Genomic DNA, 16,205 nt, shown 5'->3' with positions numbered 1-16,205 from the left:
CGGCAAGAGGCCGGCGACATCATGGGACAGGACATCCGGGTCGACGGCGGCCCGGGACATTCGATCTGACAGACAGGAACGGAGCGGCCGGAAGGCCCAGCGGAGCATTCACATGAACACCTTGCGTATCAGTCTCGCCTGCGGCAACTATGACCGTACCCGCGCCCTGTTCGATGGGCGGGCGCCCATCGAGGGCTGCGAGGTCGCCGCCGTCGCCCTCGAACCGGAAGAGGCGTTCCACCGCGCCTTCCGCTATCGCGAGTTCGACGTGACCGAGATCTCGATGAGCAGCCACATGATGACGACGGCGCGGGGCGACAACGACTATGTCGCCATACCGGCGTTCATCTCGCGCGTGTTCCGCCAGTCGGGCATCTACGTGCGCACCGACCGGGGCATCGCCACGCCCCAGGACCTGCGCGGCCGGATCATCGGCGTGCCGGAGTACCAGATCACGGCCAACGTCTGGATCCGAGGGATCCTGCAGGACGAGCATGGCGTCCGGCCCGAGGAGATCGGCTGGCGCCGGGGCGGCGTCGAGGAGCCCGGACGCGGCGAGCGCGCGCCCATCGATCTGGGGCCTGGAATCGACCTGCGGCAGATTCCCGACGACAAGACGCTGTCGGGCATGCTGGAGCACGGGGAGATCGACGGCTATATCGGCGCGCGCGCGCCATCCTGCTTCCTGCGGGGCGCGCCCAACGTGGGCAGGTTGTACGGCGACGACTACATCGAGGCCGAGAAAGCCTATTTCCGCCGCAGCGGGATCTTTCCGATCATGCACATGGTGGGCATCCGGAAATCACTCGCGGCCGCGCATCCCTGGCTGCCGGTCAGCGTCTACAAGGCCTTCATCAAGGCGAAGGAGCTGGCCGTGCGCGATCTCGGCGAGATCTGCCATCTGGCCGCGACGCTGCCCTGGATGGTGCATCACCTGGACGAGGCGAGGGCGCTGATGGGACAGGACTTCTGGCCCTATGGCCTGGAGGCCAACCGCCACGCCATCGACACGTTCTCGCGCTATCACTTCGAACAGGGCCTGTCCAAGCGGCGCGTGGCGCCCGAGGAACTGTTCGCGCCATCTGCGCTGGACCTGTCGAAGATCTGAGCGATCATGAAAGCGCCCGCCTTCCGCTACCTGGCGCCCGACACGCTGGCCGAAGCGCTGCGGCTGCTGGCCCGGGAGCAGAACGCCCGCGTCCTGGCGGGCGGACAGTCGCTCGTGGCCATGCTGAACATGCGCTTCGCCTTTCCCGATTGCCTCATCGACATCAACCGGGTGGCGGAACTGGCCTACCTGCGCGAATCGGACGGCGGCATCGAGATCGGCGCCATGACGCGGCAGCGCGATGTGGAGTTCTCGCCGTTGGTTGCCCGGCGCCTGCCGCTGTGGCGCGAAGCCATCCTGCAGGTCGGGCATCGCCAGACCCGCAACCGGGGCACCGTGGGCGGCAGCCTGTGCCAGCTGGATCCTTCCGCCGAACTGCCGACCGTGGCGCTGGCGATGGACGCCGAGCTGACGGCGGCCAGCGTGCGCGGCGAGCGGCGGCTGCGGATGGCGGATTTCTTCGCGGGCTACATGACGCCGGCGCTGGAAGCCGATGAGATCCTGACGAGCATCCGCGTCCAGCCCTGGCCCGCCGGACATGGCCATGCCTTCCTCGAATTCGCCCGCCGTTGCGGGGACTTCGCCATCGTTTCGGTCGCGGCGCTGGTCGCGCTCGATGCGTCGGGACGATTGGCGCGCGTTTCGCTGACGCTGGGCGGTGTGGCCGCCGCGCCGCTGCGCATGCCTGCGGTCGAAGCGGCGCTGACGGGCAGCCACGGCGTAGGGGACGATCTGGACCAGGCGGCGCGGTTGTGCGGCGAGGTCGTCGCGACGGGCGACAGCCAGGTGCCCGCCTGGTATCGCCAGCGCCTGGCCTCGGTGCTGGCGCGCCGCGCATTGGCGCTGGCCTTGGCGCGCGCCTGCGCTCACGAAGAGGGGCCGCCATGAGCAGGCACGATGAGGCACAGGCGCTGCCCATCCGGCTGCGCGTCAATGGCGCATCCCGGCAGGGACGCGCCGAGCCGAGGATGAATCTGGCGGATTTCCTGCGCGGCGAGCTGGGCATGACCGGCACCCACGTGGGCTGCGAGCATGGCGTGTGCGGCGCCTGCACCGTGCTGGTGGACGGCTGTTCGGCGCGCGGCTGCCTGATGCTGGCGGTGCAGGCCGGGGGGCGCGAGATCGGCACGGTGGAAGGATTGGCGCGGCCCGACGGTTCCCTGCATCCGATCCAGCAGGCCTTCCATGAATTGCACGGCCTGCAGTGCGGCTTCTGCACGCCGGGGATCCTGATGTCGGTGGCGGAGTTGCTGGCCCATGAACCGGATCCGGACGAGGCGCGGATCCGTGACGTGTTGTCCGGTCACTTGTGCCGTTGCACCGGCTACCAGAACATCGTGGACGCGGTGCTGCTGGCGGCGCGGCGGATGCGCGGGGGTGGCGCATGAGCGGCCACGGTCCGGTCGAACCCGGCGCGGCAGGCGGGATGGGGGAAGGCACGCCCCGGATCGAGGATGCGGCCCTGCTGCGGGGCGAGGCGCGCTTCCTGGACGACATTCCGGTGGCGACGCCATTGCACGCCTGCTTCGTGCGCAGCCCGCACGCGCACGCCCGTATCGTGTCGATCGACCTGTCCGCCGCGCGAGCCATGCCGGGCGTGGCGGCCGCCTACGCAGCGGCGGATCTCTATGGCGAGCTGACGGAATGGCGCATGCCGCTGGGATTCGCGCTGGCCGACCTGCCGGCCAACACGACGCCGTTCGTGCTGGCCGGGTCGGAAGTGGCGTTCGCCGGCGAGGCCGTGGCGGTGGTGCTGGCCGACAGCCGGCGCCAGGCCGAGGACGCGGCGGCGGTCGCCCGGGTGGAGTATGAGGCGCTGGCGGCCGTGGCCGATTGCCGAGCCGCGCTCGAGGAGGGATCGCCGCGCGTGCGCAGCGAGCTGGAATCGAACCTGCTGCAGCGCTATACGCTGGAACACGGGGATTGCGAGGCCGCGTTCGCCGGGGCGGCCTGGGTGTTCGCCGAGCGCTTCTGGACGCATCGAGGCGCCGCGCATCCGATGGAAGGGCGCGGCGTGCTGGCGGCGCCGGACGCGGCCGGCGATGCGCTGACCGTCTGGTCCTCGACGCAGATGGCCCATGAGCTGCACTACGCCATCGCGCTGATGCTGGGCCAGCCCGAGGACCAGCTGCGCGTGATCGCGCCCGAGGTGGGCGGCGGCTTCGGCGCGAAGTTCATGATCTATCCGGAGGAGATCGTCGTGCCCGCCGTCGCGCGCAAGCTGGGCAGGGCGGTCAAATGGGTGGAGGACCGGCGCGAGCATTTCCTCAGCGCGATCCAGGAGCGCGATCAGTATTGGAGTGTGGAGTTCGCCGCCGACGCGCGCGGCCAGATCCTGGGCGTGCGCGGCGAGATGGTGCATGACCACGGCGCCTATACGCCGCAGGGAACAAACGTGCCGTATAACTCGGCATCGTCCCTGTCCGGTCCTTACCTGGTGCCGGCCTGTCGGCTGCAGGTGAGCGTGGTCCATACCAACAAGGTGCCCGTGGCCACCGTGCGCGGCGCGGGCTATCCGCAGGCGGCATTCGTGATGGAACGCGTGCTGGACCGGATCGCGCAGGGCGTGGGCATCGACCGCGCGGAATGCCGCCGGCGCAACCTGATTCCGGCGGACCAGATCCCCTATGTCAAGCCGCTGAAGTCCAGGGCCGGGGTGCCGCTCACGATCGACAGCGGCGATTTTCCGGCCCTGCAGGCGCGCGCGCTGGCCGAGATCGGCTATGCGGAATTCGATGCGCGCCGGCGCGAGGCGGCCGCGCGCGGCCTGTGCCGTGGCATCGGCCTGGCCAATGGCGTCAAGCCGACGGGGCGCGGGCCGTTCGAGTCCGCGCGGGTCCGTATCGCGCCGTCAGGACAGATTTCGGTCTATACCGGCGCGCTGGCCATGGGGCAGGGCATCGCGACGACCCTGGCGCAGCTATGCGCAGCGCATTTCGGCGTGGCGGCGCAGGCCGTCCAGGTGCGGGCCGGTGACACCGCGTTCGTCAGCCATGGTATGGGCGGATTCGCCAGCCGCCAGGCCATGATGGCGGGATCGGCGGTGACGCTGGCGGCGGGCCGGGTGCGCGCCAAGGCCATACGCAGCGCCGCCGCGCTGCTGGGCGTCGAGGAGGACTGCCTGCGGCTGGCCGATGGCGAGATCAAGACGCCGGACGGCCGGGCGGTCTCGCTGGCGCGGCTGGCCACCTTGTGGAAGGGCGTGCCGGGATACGCGCTGCCGGGGCGCGACGATCCCGGGCTGGACGAGACCGCGCATTTCCATTGCGACGCCCAATCCTACGCCGGCGCCTCGCATGCCTGCGAGGTCGAGGTCGATCCCGGCACCGGGGCGGTGCATCTGCTGCGCTATGTGGCCGTGCACGACAGCGGCCGCATCATCAATCCCGTGCTGGCCGGCGGGCAGGTCCACGGCGGCGTGGCGCATGGCATTGGCAACGCCCTGTTCGAGTGGATGGGCTATGACGCGGGAGCGCAGCCCATCACCACGACCTTCGCCGAGTACCTGTTGCCGACGGCGCCGGAGCTGCCCCGCATCGACGTGCTGTTCCAGCCGTCGCCCACCACGCTCAATCCCCTGGGCGTGAAGGGCATAGGCGAATGCGCCACGGTGCCGGTGGCCGCCGCCGTGATCGGCGCGGTCGAGGATGCCCTGCGCGCCCATGGCGTGCGGATCGCGGAGTTTCCGCTGACGCCGATGCGTCTTCTGGCCTTGATCGACCAGGGGCGCGGTTCAATCCCTGGAGATTGCTGATGGAGTTCACGAATCGGTTTCATGTGCCCTTGCCGCTGGAGGACGCATGGGCGCTCATGCTGGACGTGCCGCGCATCCTGCCCTGCCTGCCGGGCGCGCGGCTGACCGGGGACTCGGGCGACGGCAAGTACAGCGGTTCCGTGACGCTGCGGCTGGGACCGATCAAGCTCGCCTTCGACGGCCAGGCCGAGCTGTTGCGCCAGGACGACGCCGCGCACATCGCCTGGCTGCGCGGTTCGGGGAGCGATCCCAAGGGGCGCGGCGCGGTCAGCTCGGAGTTCAGCTTCGCGCTCGAGCCGGCGGCGGGCGGCACCGCTGTCGCGGTGACGACCCGGCTGGAACTGTCCGGCTCGGTGGCGCAGTACGGCCGGGGCAGCGGCATGATCACCGAGGTCGCCGCGCGGATCCTGGCGGAGTTCGAGCGCAATCTGAGCGTCATGCTGACACAGGGGGCTGGCGGCGCGGCGGTCGTCACAATGGCTGGCGACGAGCGGCCGGGCGGCGCGGCGGCGGATGCGGGAGGGGCGTCGCCGCGCGAGGCCACGGCGCCAGGGTTTGACGCCGGCCACGGATCGCCGCAGGCGCTGTTGTTCCAGGCGCAGGCGGTGCTGGCCCAGGCCCAGGCGGTGCTGGCGCAGGTCCAGTCCAGGGGGATCGCCAGCCGGCCGGGGCGAGAGCCCAGGCCGTCCGCCGAACTGAACATGCTCAGCATCGGCCTGCGGGCCGTGTGGGCGCGGATCGGATATGGAATTTCCCGGCTGTTTGGCAGGGGGCGATGAGCCGGCGAGCGATGGACGCGGTCGGGATCAGCCGGGACGCGTCCGTCGCGACGGCCGGGGCGACGGCGCCACGCCGATGCGCGGGTCGCGCGCCAGCGTCAGCGAGACCAGCTGTTGCGCGACGGCTTCGAACGATTCGTCCTGCTGCGGGATGTACAGCCATTTCCCGAGCACGGCATGGGGTTGCAGGTTTGGAATGTCGCCGGTCAGCGACGCATGATGCGCCTGGGACGTTCCGACCAGCAGCCCGTCCCAGGGCGCATCGCGATCGGCCGCCACCAGGCAGAGCCGGCCGTCGAGGTAGGCGGCGTCACAGCCGAACATCTTCTTGAGCAGGTAGCCGGGATCACGCTCCAGCGGGTCGAAGACCCACAGCAGCGAGTTGGGGCGCGGGGCGCGCTGCTTCCTGGGCGGGGCGAAAAGAGGCGTGCGGCTGGACATGGCTGGCGGGAGCGGGAGATGCAACCTGGCCAGTGTAAGCCTGGAGCCTGGTCGCGGCTGACGCCTGTCGCTCGCACAGGATGAACGGCGACGACGCTGACGGTACACTGGCTGCTCGTTCAGCCACTGACCTCAGATCATGATCACCATGTCTCGCTGCTTGTCCTACATTGCCCTGTCCGCTCTGCTGACGGCGGGCACCGCGCATGCCGCGCCCGCGGATTGCCCCGAGGCCGCCGGCATCGTGGCCGCGGCTTACCAGGACGCCTCGGCGCCGGACAAGCTGGGCCGCATCCGCCTGAGCGGCAGCGGCGACGTCATCGCCTTGCAGAGCGGGAATCGCCACAATCCTTTCGCGGTCACCTGCAAGGCCTGGCCGGCCAAGCCCGAGCTGCTGCTGGCCGCCGTGCCGGTGATGCGCGATCTCTCCGGCGCGAAGGCGGCCGACGGCCACGACGGCGACCTGGACGTGCTGGTGCTCGAGCGCGCCACCTTGCAGCCCTTGCGCAAGCGCCGGCTGCCCGGCCTGATGAAGGATGACGCGGTGCGCCTGACCGGCGTCGTGTTCGACACGGCGCGCTACGATCTGTCGCAGGACGAGCGGGCGTTCGGCATACGCGTCACGCGCAGCGCCTCGTCCACCGGCAGCATGCAGGGAGAGACCAGCCTGCGGCTGTTCGTGATGAGCGAGCATGAGCTGCATGTGGTACTGGACGGCCTGCTCGTCAGCCGGCTGCAAGGCGCTTGGGAGAACGAGTGCGACAGCCGCGAGGAAAAACGCGACGTGACGCTGTCCGTCGACGAGGCCAAGAGCGCGGGCTATCAGAATCTGGTCGCCACCGACACGCGCGTATCGCGGGTCTACGCGCCGCAGGGCGCCAAGTGCGTGGATCGGGTGACGGACAAGACCACGACGCGCCACAGGCTGGCCTTCGACGGCAAGACCTATTCGATTCCCGAGTCGCTGCGCGCGCCGGACCGGCGCCCGGGTAACTGAACCGTGTTCCACGCAGGCCGCCTCTTCCCGCGTTGTGCCGTGGCCTGTTTCGGCTCGGCCATGAGCCTTGCGCGTCCCCTGGCCGCCGCGCTTTGTCTTGGCGCGCTCTCGACCCTGTTTGCCGGCGCCGCGCAAGCCGCGCCCGACGCCTGCCCGGACGACGCGGACATCGTCCGCGCCCTCTATCCCGGCGTTCAGGCGCCCGATGCGCGCGGCCGCGTGCATGTGCCCGGCACGGACGCCGTCATCCTGGTCGCCAACGTGGCGGCGGGCGATCCCTTCGGGCTGACCTGCAAGGCCTGGCCGGCCAATCCGGACCTGCTGCTGGTGGCGGTGCCGCTGATGCGCGACCAGTCGGAGGCCGAGGCCGCCGACGGCCACGAGGGCGACCTGGACGTGCTGGTGCTGGAGCGCGCCACGCTCAAGCCGCTGCGCCAGCGCCGGCTGAAGGGGCTGATGATGGACGACGCGGTGGCTCTGACCAGCCTGACGTTCGATACCGCCCGCTATGACCTGATGCCGGACCGGCGCGCCTTCGGCATCCGGATCGCGCGCGCGGCCGGCTCGCGCGTCAGTCTGTATGGAGAATCCAGCCTGCGGCTGTTCGTGATGGGCGAGCGGGAACTGGAGATGGTGCTGGACGGCATGGTGGTCAGCGGGACCCGAGGCGACTGGGACACCCGCTGCGCCGGCGATGTCGAGGAGCGCAAGGTGACGGTGGGCCTGGGCAGCGGCAGCAGCCAGGGCTACCGCGACCTGTCGCTGACCGAGGCGCGCGAGCGGCGCCTGTTCGAAACCCAGGGCGATGATTGCGGCGAGCGCACCGTCGGCAAGGACCAGATCCGGCACACGCTCAGGTTCGAGGGCAAGGGCTATGTGATACCCGAGGCGCTGTGGTCCATGGACCGCGCCTTCGTCGAAGGGAGCGGGCAGCCCTAGGGCGGGCTGCGGGTGGCGGGCGCTAGTCCCGCAAGCGCAGCGCGGCGTCGCGGACCCGCTGTTGCAGCCAGGCCAGCGCGGCGTCGCCGGGCGCGCGCCGGCTGCACACCATGTCGATGGAGAAGGGACCGGGGTCCACCTCGGCCGGCAGCGGCCGCAGCGTGAGCCCGTCGCCGGCCAGCCGCGCGGCGGCGCGGCGCGCCAGCGTGGCGATCAGGTCGGTGCCCCGCACCGCGTGCGGCAGCGCCACGATGTGCGCGAAGGTGCAGGCCACGCGCCGCTTGCGGCCCAGGCGCGCCAGGCTGGCGTCGACCACGCCGCGCGCCGAGCCGTCGTCGCTGGGCGTGAACAGGGCGTGGGGCAGGGCCAGATAGCGTTCCAGGTCCAGCTTGCGGCCGCGCAGCGCCGGATGGCGCTGGTCGGCGATGCAAACGAAGCTCTCGTCGTACAGGCGTTCGGACAGCATGCGCTTGGGCGGCGCCAGATGGCCGCCGATGGCCAGGTCCACGCTGCCATTGTCCAATTGTTCATAGAGCTGGGCGCGGTCCAGCCGCGCCACGCGCAGGTCCGCCCCGGGCGCGTCGCGCCGCAGCGCGGCGACGATGTGCGGCACGATGACCACATCGGCGTAATCGCTGGCGGCAATGGTGAAGCGACGGCCCTGCGCCGAGCCCGGATCGAAGGGCGCGCCCTGCGCCAGCGCCTGCCGGATCTGGTCCAGCGCCGCGCTGACGGCGGGCATCAGCGCGTCGGCCTTGGGCGTGGGCTGCATGCCCTCGGCCGTGCGCAGGAACAGCTCGTCCTGGAACAGCCGCCGCAGCCGCCCCAGCGCGCTGCTCACGGAAGGCTGGGCGCGATGGATGCGCTGGCCGGCCAGCGTGACGTTGCGGGTGTCGTACAGGGCCTCGAAGGCGACCAGCAGGTTCAGGTCTATGGCAGCGAGATTCATGCCATCAATATTACGAATACTGAATATCGATTTCAACAATTTGGCAGGCCCGGCATAGGATGACATGGCTGCGCGCCGGATTGTTGGCCGGATCGGCGCGGCACTGCCTTCTTTCTCATCCGCTTTCAGGACCACGCCATGCCCACCGTGCTGCTCACCGGTATCGAACCCTTCGACGGGGAAACCATCAACCCTTCCTGGGAGGCGGCGCGCCGGCTCGACGGCGCCGTCATCGGCGGCGCCACGGTGGCGGCGCGCCAGCTGCCCTGCGTGTTGAGCGAGGTGTTGGACCGGCTGCACGGCGCGCTGGAAGAGACGCGGCCGGACCTGGTGGTGTGCCTGGGCCAGGCCAGCGGCCGGTCCGACGTGTCGGTCGAGCGGGTGGCCATCAACCTGGTGGACGCGCGCATTCCCGACAACGCCGGCCGCCAGCCCATCGACGAGCCGGTGATCGCCGGCGGCCCGGGCGCGTATTTCTCGACGCTGCCGGTCAAGGCCATCGTGCGTGCGCTGCGCCAGGGCGGCGTGCCGGCATCGGCCTCGCTGACGGCGGGCACCTACAACTGCAACGCCATCTTCTACGGCCTGTCGCACTACATCGCCACCCGGCGGCCCGAGCTGCGCGGCGGCTTCGTGCACGTGCCGTACCTGCCGGAAATGGCGGCCGCGCATCCCGGTCAGCCCAGCATGGCGCTGGATACGCTGGTGGCCGGCGTGCGGCTGCTGATCGCCACCGCGCTGGAGGTGCGCACCGACATCCGCGTCGTTGGCGGCGCGGTCAACTGAAAGGGGGCGCGATGAGCAAGGGATATGCGGACGCGGCCGCGTTCGAGCTGGACGGCGCGCCGTTCCGTCATGCGCGGGTCGAGGTGGACGGGCTGGGCTATCACGTGGTGGAGGGCGGCGAGGGTCCGGCGCTGATCCTGCTGGCCGGTTTTCCGCAGAGCTGGTACGCGTGGCGGCGGGTGATGCCGCTGCTGGCGCCGCACTTCCGCGTGTACGCGGTGGACCTGCCGGGCCAGGGCGATTCCGACAAGCCGCTGGACGGCTATGACACGCGCACCGCCGGCGAGCGGCTGCGCGCCTTGTTCCACACGCTGGGACTGACGCGCTATGCGCTCGCCGGCCACGATATCGGCGCCTGGATCGCCTATCCGTATGCCGCGCGCCATGCCGACGAGGTGGAGCGGGTGGTGCTGCTGGACGCCAACATTCCCGGCGTGACGCTCAAGCCCGCCATCGAGCTGGGGCCGGACAACTGGAAGAGCTGGCACTTCCTGTTCAACTCGGTGCCGGATCTGCCCGAGGCGCTGCTGCAGGGGCGCGAGCGCATCCTGATCGAGTGGTTCTTCAGCCGCAAGACGGCCAACAAGCCCGGCGTGTTCAGCGCCGCCGACATCGACGAGTACGAACGCGTCTACCAGACGCTGGGCGGCCTGCGCGGCATGCTGGGCTACTACCGCGCGGCGCACCAGGACGCCTTGCAGAACCGCGAGCTGCGCGACGCGCCATTGACGGTGCCGGTGCTGGCGCTGGGCGGCGACCGGGGCAGCGCGCCCAATCTGTACGAGGCGTTGAAACCGCTGGCGCGCGACCTGCAGGGCGGGGTGTTGAGCGACTGCGGCCATTACATACCGGAAGAACAGCCGCGCGAGCTGGCGCGCAGGATGCTGGCGTTCCTGCGGGGATAGCGCGGCGACCGGGGCGATGCGATCGGCGCCAGGCGGAACGCGCCAACAAAAACGCCGGAGCCTGCGCTCCGGCGTTCCCGCTTGATCAACCGCGATCCAGGCTCAGCTGCCCACCGCCGTGCCGTCCTGCTTCCAGATCACCACCGTGGCCGGGCGCGGCCGGGTGGCGCTGGCGCCGTCCGGCCATTTCGAGGCGATCAGCGGATTGTTCTGCGCATCCGTCACGCTCGGGCCTTCGCCTGGGTGCTGGATGTTGATGAACAGGTACTTCAGGTCCGGCGTCCAGGTCAGGCCCGTCACTTCGCAGCCGACCGGGCCGGTCATGAAGCGGCGGATTTCCTTGCTGCCCGTGTTGGCGACGAGCATCTGGTTGTTGCCCTGGCCGGCGTAGGCGCCGGTGTTGGAGTAGTTGCCGTCGGTCTCGATCCACAGCAGGCCGCGCTTGTCGAAAGCCAGGCCGTCGGGGCTGTTGAAGGTGTTCTCGGCGGTGACGTTGGCCGAGCCGCTGCGCAGGTCGGTGCGCGGATACAGCGTGGGGTTGCCGGCCAGCACGAAGATGTCCCATTCGAAACTCAGCGAAGCCGGGTCGCCGCTCTTTTCGCGCCAGCGCACGATCTGGCCGTAGACGTTGTTGGCGCGCGGATTGGCGTCGTTCGGGCCGGGGTGCTTGGTGCCGGGGTAACGGTCGTTGCCGCTGCCGCGCGAGCTGTTGTTGGTCAGCGTGACGTAGGCCTCGCGCGTCACCGGGTGGGTGGTGATCCACTCGGGACGGTCCATCGGCGTGGCGCCCACGGCGTCGGCCGCCTGGCGGGTCTTGACCAGCAGTTCGCCCATGTCCTGGTTGAACAGCGCGCCCAGCGTGCCGCCGGCCAGCGCCGGAGTGTCCAGCTTGAGCGGGATCCATTCGCCCACGCCCATGGCGTCACCCTGCGCGGCGCCGTCCAGGAAGCGCGCCACGTACAGCGTGCCCTTGTCCAGCAGCAGGCGGTTCAGCGCCGGGCGGGCCGGGTCGTACTTGCCGTCGGAGACGAACTTGTAGATGTACTCGCTGGCCTGGTCGTCGCCCATGTAGACCACGACGCGCTTGTCATCGGCCAGCGTCATGGCGGCGTTTTCGTGCTTGAAGCGGCCCAGCGCGGTCAGCTTCTTGGGCGTGGAGTTCGGATCGAACGGGTCGATCTCCACGATCCAGCCGCAGCGGTTGTATTCGTTGGGCTCGATCGACCAGTTGAAGCGGTCGTCGAAGTAGTCCCAGCGGTACGAGCTGCTGGAGGTCTTGCCCGTGCCCTTGTAGCGCTCCATGTGGCGCTGGTACTCGGTGTCGGGGTAGTTCACCGAGGCGGGCGCGGCGTTGCTGATGCCGAAGTAGTCGGTGAAGTTCTCTTCACAGGTGAGGTAGGTGTTCCACAGCGTGTAGCCATTGCCGCAGTTGCCGAAGGTGCCGAAGCAGCGCGTGCCGGACGGGTCCGCGTTGGTCTTGACCAGGCGGCTGCCGGCGGCCGGGCCGACCAGTTGCATGGCGACATTGGCGTTGACGCTGCGGTTGAACGGCGAATCCAGCACCGGCTCCCACTTGCCGTTGTTCAGGCGGATGTGCAGCACGGACACGCCATGCGCGTGCTGCGACTTGCGGACCCAGTCCAGGTTCCACTGGGCGTTGCCCGGCACCACGCCCACGGGGTAGAAGTACTCCGGCGTGGTGTATTCGTGGTTGGTGACCATCAGGCCTTCGACGCTGCTGCCCGTGGCGCTGTCGGTGCCGTCGATGGGGAAGAAGTGCATGCCGTCATGGTTGTAGCCGATCTGGCGCGCCTGATCGGCGCCGCCGTTGCTGGCGTCGGCCTTGAAGGCGGGCGCGCCGGCGAACAGCGGATCGCCCCAGCGGTTGAGCACGGCGTACTGGTAGCCCTCGGGCACCACGACGGTGTCGGCCGTGCTCACGGGCACGGCCTTGAAGTTCAGGTCGACCGGCTTGGGCTGCTCCGGCGTGGGCTTGCCCGGCGTCGTGGGCTTGGCGGGAGAATCATCATCGTCATCGCTGCCACAGGCGGTCAGGCCCGCGCCCATGAAGCCGACCGCGCCGGCGCCCAGACCGGCCTTCAGGAAGCCGCGGCGCGACAGCACGCGGCTCACCACGTCGTTGAAATGGGGTGCGGTGGACGCGTTGGACGGGATGTCGTCCAGATCCGGAGTGCTCATCAGTGTTCCCGTGATGTGTCATTCGTGTGACAGACGCCACCTCGGCGCTGCCTGCGAGCATCATCGTTCGGGAACATTGCCCGGGAATGACAGCAAACTGAAAGCGTTAGGACAGCGGGGCCGGGCGGATGAACTGCTGTTCTGTGACCGTCGAACCCCATTGCTCTCCGGCTTCCTCGCGCACCAGCTGGAAGCCGACCGATTCATACAGCTTGCGGGCCGCATCGAGTCCCTTGAAGGTCCAGAGCCGGGTGGCGGCGAAGCCGAGCCGGTCGCAGTAGGCCACGGCCTCGGCCAACAGCTGGCGGCCCACGCCGCTGCCGCGACAGCCGTCGTCCAGGATGAACCAGCGCAGGTGCGCGTGGTTGTTGCCCAGGTCCTGGCCGTCGATGGCGACCGAGCCGACGATGCGGTCGTTCAGCAGCGCCAGCCAGACATGGTTGCCGGTCTGGTTGAGCCGGCCGGCGAATTCGGCCACGCCGGTCGCGACCTGGCTTTCGAAGAACTGGCCGAAGCCCGCGTGGCGCGCGTAGAACGCGGCGTGCATCTCGGTGATGCGGCCGATCATGCCGGGCTGGTAGCCGGCGTGGATCGTGATCGGATTGGATGCGCCGGGCCGGAACGCCTCGTCGTTTTCGCGGCAGGCCTGCAAGGCCTGGGCATAGGCGCCCAGACCCTGGGCCACGGCCTGGCGCTGCGAGGGATTGAGCCGCGCCATCGCGGTGTTGACCTGCATCCGGCCATAGGCGTGGATCTGGTCCACCTTGCGCTTGCCGGCCCGGGTCAGCGACAGCTGCTTGACGCGGGCGTCGTCGCCGGCCACGGCTTCCTCCAGCTCGCCGGCCTCGATCAGCTTGGCCAGCATGCGGCTGATGCTGGACTTGTCCAGGCCCAGGAAGGGCGCGAGCTGCGCCGCCGTCATGGCGCCGCGCGCGTCGATCTCCAGCAGCGTGTGCACCGCCGAGGCGGAATGGCCGCTGGCCGCCAGCGTGGACTGCATGAAGCCGAGTTCGCGGACCATGCTGCGGGACGCGGCGCGGATGTCTTCGACGAGGGATGGGTCGGTGCTCATGGCGTTGGCTCCTCCGGCCGGCTGCAATTTGGTTGTATCGTACAACTAATTGGAAAAGCTGTCCATGGAAATAGCGGATGGGAGATCGCACGCGCGGTGCGTGACGCAGCGGCGCGCCCGTCATGAGCTTGCTGACAACCTGCTGAACAGGTAATCAGGATATGAAAACTCTGTCGTTCGCGCGCGCCCGCGCCGCCGATATCGTCGCGGTTCGAGAGGGAAGCCTTCCCGACATGACAAGGAGAACCCGATGTCCCTACGCAATCTGCTGGCCGGCGCGTTCGCGGCGCTGGCCTTGCTGGCCGCCGCGTCCGCGACGGCGCAACACGCCAAGTTCCTGGTCAGCACCGACTGGCTGGAACAGAACCTGAAGAACCCCAAGGTGCGCGTGGTCGAGGTCAGCGTGAATCCCGGCCTGTACGAGCGCGGCCATATCCCGGGCGCGGCCAACGTCAGCTGGCATACCGACCTGGTCGACACCGTCAGCCGCGACATCGCGCCGCCCGCGCAGTTCCAGGCGCTGCTGGCGCGCGCCGGCATCGACGCCGATACCACCACGATCCTGTACGGCGACAACAACAACTGGTTCGCGGCCTGGGGAGCCTGGGTGTTCGACATCTACGGCATCCAGAACGTGAAGCTGCTGGACGGCGGCCGCAAGAAATGGGAGGCCGAGGGCCGGCCGCTGGCCAACAGCGCCACCGTGCACGCGCCGGGCAACGCCCGCGTCAAGGACGCCAACCCGGCGCTGCGCGCGCGGCTGCAGGACGTGCTGGCCGTGGCGCGCAAGGAAAAGCCCGGCGTGCTGGTCGATATCCGCTCGGCCGACGAATACAACGGCAAGATCTTCGCGCCCAACGGCGTGCCCGAGCTGGCGGTGCGCGCCGGCCATGTGCCGGGCGCGGTCAACGTGACCTGGAGCAAGCTGGTGGCCGAGGACGGCACCTTCAAGTCCGCCGAGGAACTGAAGGCCATCTACCAGGCCGCCGGGGTGGACGGCAGCAAGCCGGTCATCACCTACTGCCGCATTGGCGAGCGCTCCAGCCATTCCTGGTTCGCGCTGAGCAAGCTGCTGGGCTATGAGACGCGCAACTATGACGGCTCGTGGACCGAGTATGGCAACAGCGTGGGCTCGCCCATCAGCAACCCGGCCGGCACGGTCTGGGGCAAGACCTGATGCGCGCAGGCCTGACGGCGGCCGCCGGCGTGCTGGCGGCCGTCTTGTTGTGGGCAGGCTGGCTGTCGGGCCTGCCCGAGGTCGGGCGGGCGCTGTCCCTGTCGGCGCTGATGGGCGCGGCCTTCGGCGTGGTCTTGCAGCGCTCGCGCTTCTGCTTCTATTGCATCGCGCGCGACTTCATCCAGCGGCGCGAGGCCTCGGGGCTGTACGCGGTGCTGATCGCGCTGGCCGCCGGCACGCTGGGCTATCACGCGGTGTTCGGCGCCTTTCTGCCGGTGCCGGGCGCCGATCGCCTCCCGCCGGGCGCGCATATCGGGCCGGTGAGCGTGGCGCTGGCGGTCGGGGCGTTTGTGTTCGGACTGGGCATGCGGATCTCGGGATCCTGCATCAGCGCGCACTTCTACCGCATCGGCGAGGGCGCGCCGGGCTCGCCCTTCGCGCTGCTGGGGGCGGCGGTCGGCTTCGCGCTGGGCTTTGCCTCCTGGAACACGCTGTACCTGTCGCTGATCCAGCAGGCGCCGGTGATCTGGCTGCCGCGTCATCTGGGCTATGGCGGCTCGGCGCTGCTGCAATGCGCGGCGCTGGCGGCGCTGGCGTGGGGGGTCGCGCGCCTGTCGCGGCCGGACGTCGCCGCGCGCGATGCCGGCGACGCCACGGCCGATGCGTGGCAGGTCGCGCTGCGGCTGCGCTGGCCCGCCGCCGCAGGCGGGCTGGCCGTGGCCTTCATCGCCGTGATCGCCTATCTGCGCGTCGCGCCGCTGGGCGTGACCGCCGAGCTGGGCAGCCTGGCGCGCACGGCGGCCTTCGATGCCGGCTGGCTGCCGGCGCGGCTGGCGGGGTTGGATGGTTTCGCCGGTTGCGCCACGGTGGTCAAGCAGGCGCTGCTGTCGAACAACGGCGTGTTCGTGCTGTCGCTGGTGGCGGGCGCCTGGGCCGCCGCGCTGGCGGCGGGGGCGTTCAAGCCCAGGCTGCCGTCGGCGGCGCAGATCGGCCGAAACTTCGCCGGCGGCGTGCTGATGGGCTGGGGCGGCATGACCGCGCTGGGCTGCACCGTGGGGACGCTGCTGTCGGGCGTGATGGCGGGGGCCTTGTCGGGGTG

The 16,205-nt window shown here is 69.9% G+C and carries 15 protein-coding genes; 11 read left to right on the top strand and 4 right to left on the bottom strand.

Features of this window, described 5'->3' with window-relative positions; genetic code table 11:
• The first annotated feature begins 112 nt into the window (after positions 1-112).
• From AC6LJ5_RS14055 to AC6LJ5_RS14035, 5 genes are read left to right on the top strand one after another with little or no spacing between them, the layout of a single operon-like run.
• Positions 113-1,108: a substrate-binding domain-containing protein gene (locus AC6LJ5_RS14055; RefSeq protein WP_498140776.1), complete on the top strand. Its 996-nt coding sequence runs from the start codon at positions 113-115 to the stop codon at positions 1,106-1,108.
• Positions 1,109-1,114: 6 nt separating this feature from the next.
• Complete coding sequence (locus AC6LJ5_RS14050; protein ID WP_498140775.1) at positions 1,115-1,996, top strand: FAD binding domain-containing protein; 882 nt, start codon at positions 1,115-1,117, stop codon at positions 1,994-1,996.
• Positions 1,993-2,496 (top strand): (2Fe-2S)-binding protein, encoded by a 504-nt coding sequence (locus AC6LJ5_RS14045; protein WP_103274308.1) that lies wholly within the window; start codon positions 1,993-1,995, stop codon positions 2,494-2,496. The genes AC6LJ5_RS14050 and AC6LJ5_RS14045 overlap by 4 nt, the downstream gene beginning before the upstream one ends.
• Positions 2,493-4,862 (top strand): xanthine dehydrogenase family protein molybdopterin-binding subunit, encoded by a 2,370-nt coding sequence (locus tag AC6LJ5_RS14040; protein ID WP_498140774.1) that lies wholly within the window; start codon positions 2,493-2,495, stop codon positions 4,860-4,862. Before AC6LJ5_RS14045 ends, AC6LJ5_RS14040 begins: the two co-directional genes overlap by 4 nt.
• Positions 4,862-5,641 (top strand): SRPBCC family protein, encoded by a 780-nt coding sequence (locus AC6LJ5_RS14035; protein ID WP_498140773.1) that lies wholly within the window; start codon positions 4,862-4,864, stop codon positions 5,639-5,641. The genes AC6LJ5_RS14040 and AC6LJ5_RS14035 overlap by 1 nt, the downstream gene beginning before the upstream one ends.
• A gap of 27 nt (positions 5,642-5,668) precedes the next feature.
• Here AC6LJ5_RS14035 and AC6LJ5_RS14030 read toward each other — a convergent pair whose 3' ends face one another.
• Positions 5,669-6,082, bottom strand: a complete 414-nt coding sequence (locus AC6LJ5_RS14030; protein WP_103274309.1) for a hypothetical protein — start codon at positions 6,080-6,082, stop codon at positions 5,669-5,671.
• A gap of 148 nt (positions 6,083-6,230) precedes the next feature.
• On the opposite strand from AC6LJ5_RS14030, the gene AC6LJ5_RS14025 reads away from it, so the two are divergent.
• Positions 6,231-7,079 carry a PA3715 family protein gene (locus AC6LJ5_RS14025; protein WP_498140772.1) on the top strand — a complete coding sequence of 283 codons (849 nt, stop codon included), beginning with the start codon at positions 6,231-6,233 and terminating at the stop codon, positions 7,077-7,079.
• Positions 7,080-7,139: 60 nt separating this feature from the next.
• Complete coding sequence (locus tag AC6LJ5_RS14020) at positions 7,140-8,018, top strand: PA3715 family protein (protein WP_498140771.1); 879 nt, start codon at positions 7,140-7,142, stop codon at positions 8,016-8,018.
• A 22-nt stretch (positions 8,019-8,040) separates the two neighbouring features.
• Here AC6LJ5_RS14020 and AC6LJ5_RS14015 read toward each other — a convergent pair whose 3' ends face one another.
• Positions 8,041-8,967 carry a LysR family transcriptional regulator gene (locus tag AC6LJ5_RS14015; protein ID WP_103274312.1) on the bottom strand — a complete coding sequence of 309 codons (927 nt, stop codon included), beginning with the start codon at positions 8,965-8,967 and terminating at the stop codon, positions 8,041-8,043.
• 138 nt (positions 8,968-9,105) lie between these two features.
• Between AC6LJ5_RS14015 and pcp the strand changes: the two genes are divergently transcribed.
• The gene (pcp, locus tag AC6LJ5_RS14010) at positions 9,106-9,753 is read left to right on the top strand and encodes a pyroglutamyl-peptidase I (protein WP_498140770.1); all 648 of its coding nucleotides are present in this window, start codon (positions 9,106-9,108) and stop codon (positions 9,751-9,753) included.
• Between the two features lie 11 nt (positions 9,754-9,764).
• Positions 9,765-10,658 carry an alpha/beta fold hydrolase gene (locus AC6LJ5_RS14005; RefSeq protein ID WP_103274314.1) on the top strand — a complete coding sequence of 298 codons (894 nt, stop codon included), beginning with the start codon at positions 9,765-9,767 and terminating at the stop codon, positions 10,656-10,658.
• A 102-nt stretch (positions 10,659-10,760) separates the two neighbouring features.
• Here AC6LJ5_RS14005 and AC6LJ5_RS14000 read toward each other — a convergent pair whose 3' ends face one another.
• A complete protein-coding gene (locus AC6LJ5_RS14000; RefSeq protein WP_103274315.1) occupies positions 10,761-12,857 on the bottom strand; it encodes a PhoX family protein in 2,097 nt (698 codons plus the stop codon).
• Positions 12,858-12,963: 106 nt separating this feature from the next.
• Positions 12,964-13,929 carry a bifunctional helix-turn-helix transcriptional regulator/GNAT family N-acetyltransferase gene (locus AC6LJ5_RS13995; RefSeq protein WP_103274316.1) on the bottom strand — a complete coding sequence of 322 codons (966 nt, stop codon included), beginning with the start codon at positions 13,927-13,929 and terminating at the stop codon, positions 12,964-12,966.
• 250 nt (positions 13,930-14,179) lie between these two features.
• Between AC6LJ5_RS13995 and AC6LJ5_RS13990 the strand changes: the two genes are divergently transcribed.
• Together AC6LJ5_RS13990 and AC6LJ5_RS13985 are read left to right on the top strand one after the other, a co-directional pair.
• The gene (locus AC6LJ5_RS13990) at positions 14,180-15,106 is read left to right on the top strand and encodes a sulfurtransferase (RefSeq protein ID WP_498140769.1); all 927 of its coding nucleotides are present in this window, start codon (positions 14,180-14,182) and stop codon (positions 15,104-15,106) included.
• Positions 15,106-16,205, top strand: a 1,100-nt coding sequence (locus AC6LJ5_RS13985; protein ID WP_498140768.1) for a YeeE/YedE family protein, incomplete at its 3' end; no start/stop codon positions are given. The genes AC6LJ5_RS13990 and AC6LJ5_RS13985, both read left to right, overlap by 1 nt.

The organism is Achromobacter sp. 1011791174 (assembly GCF_059760925.1).
This window is presented reverse-complemented; position numbering and strand designations above follow the sequence as displayed.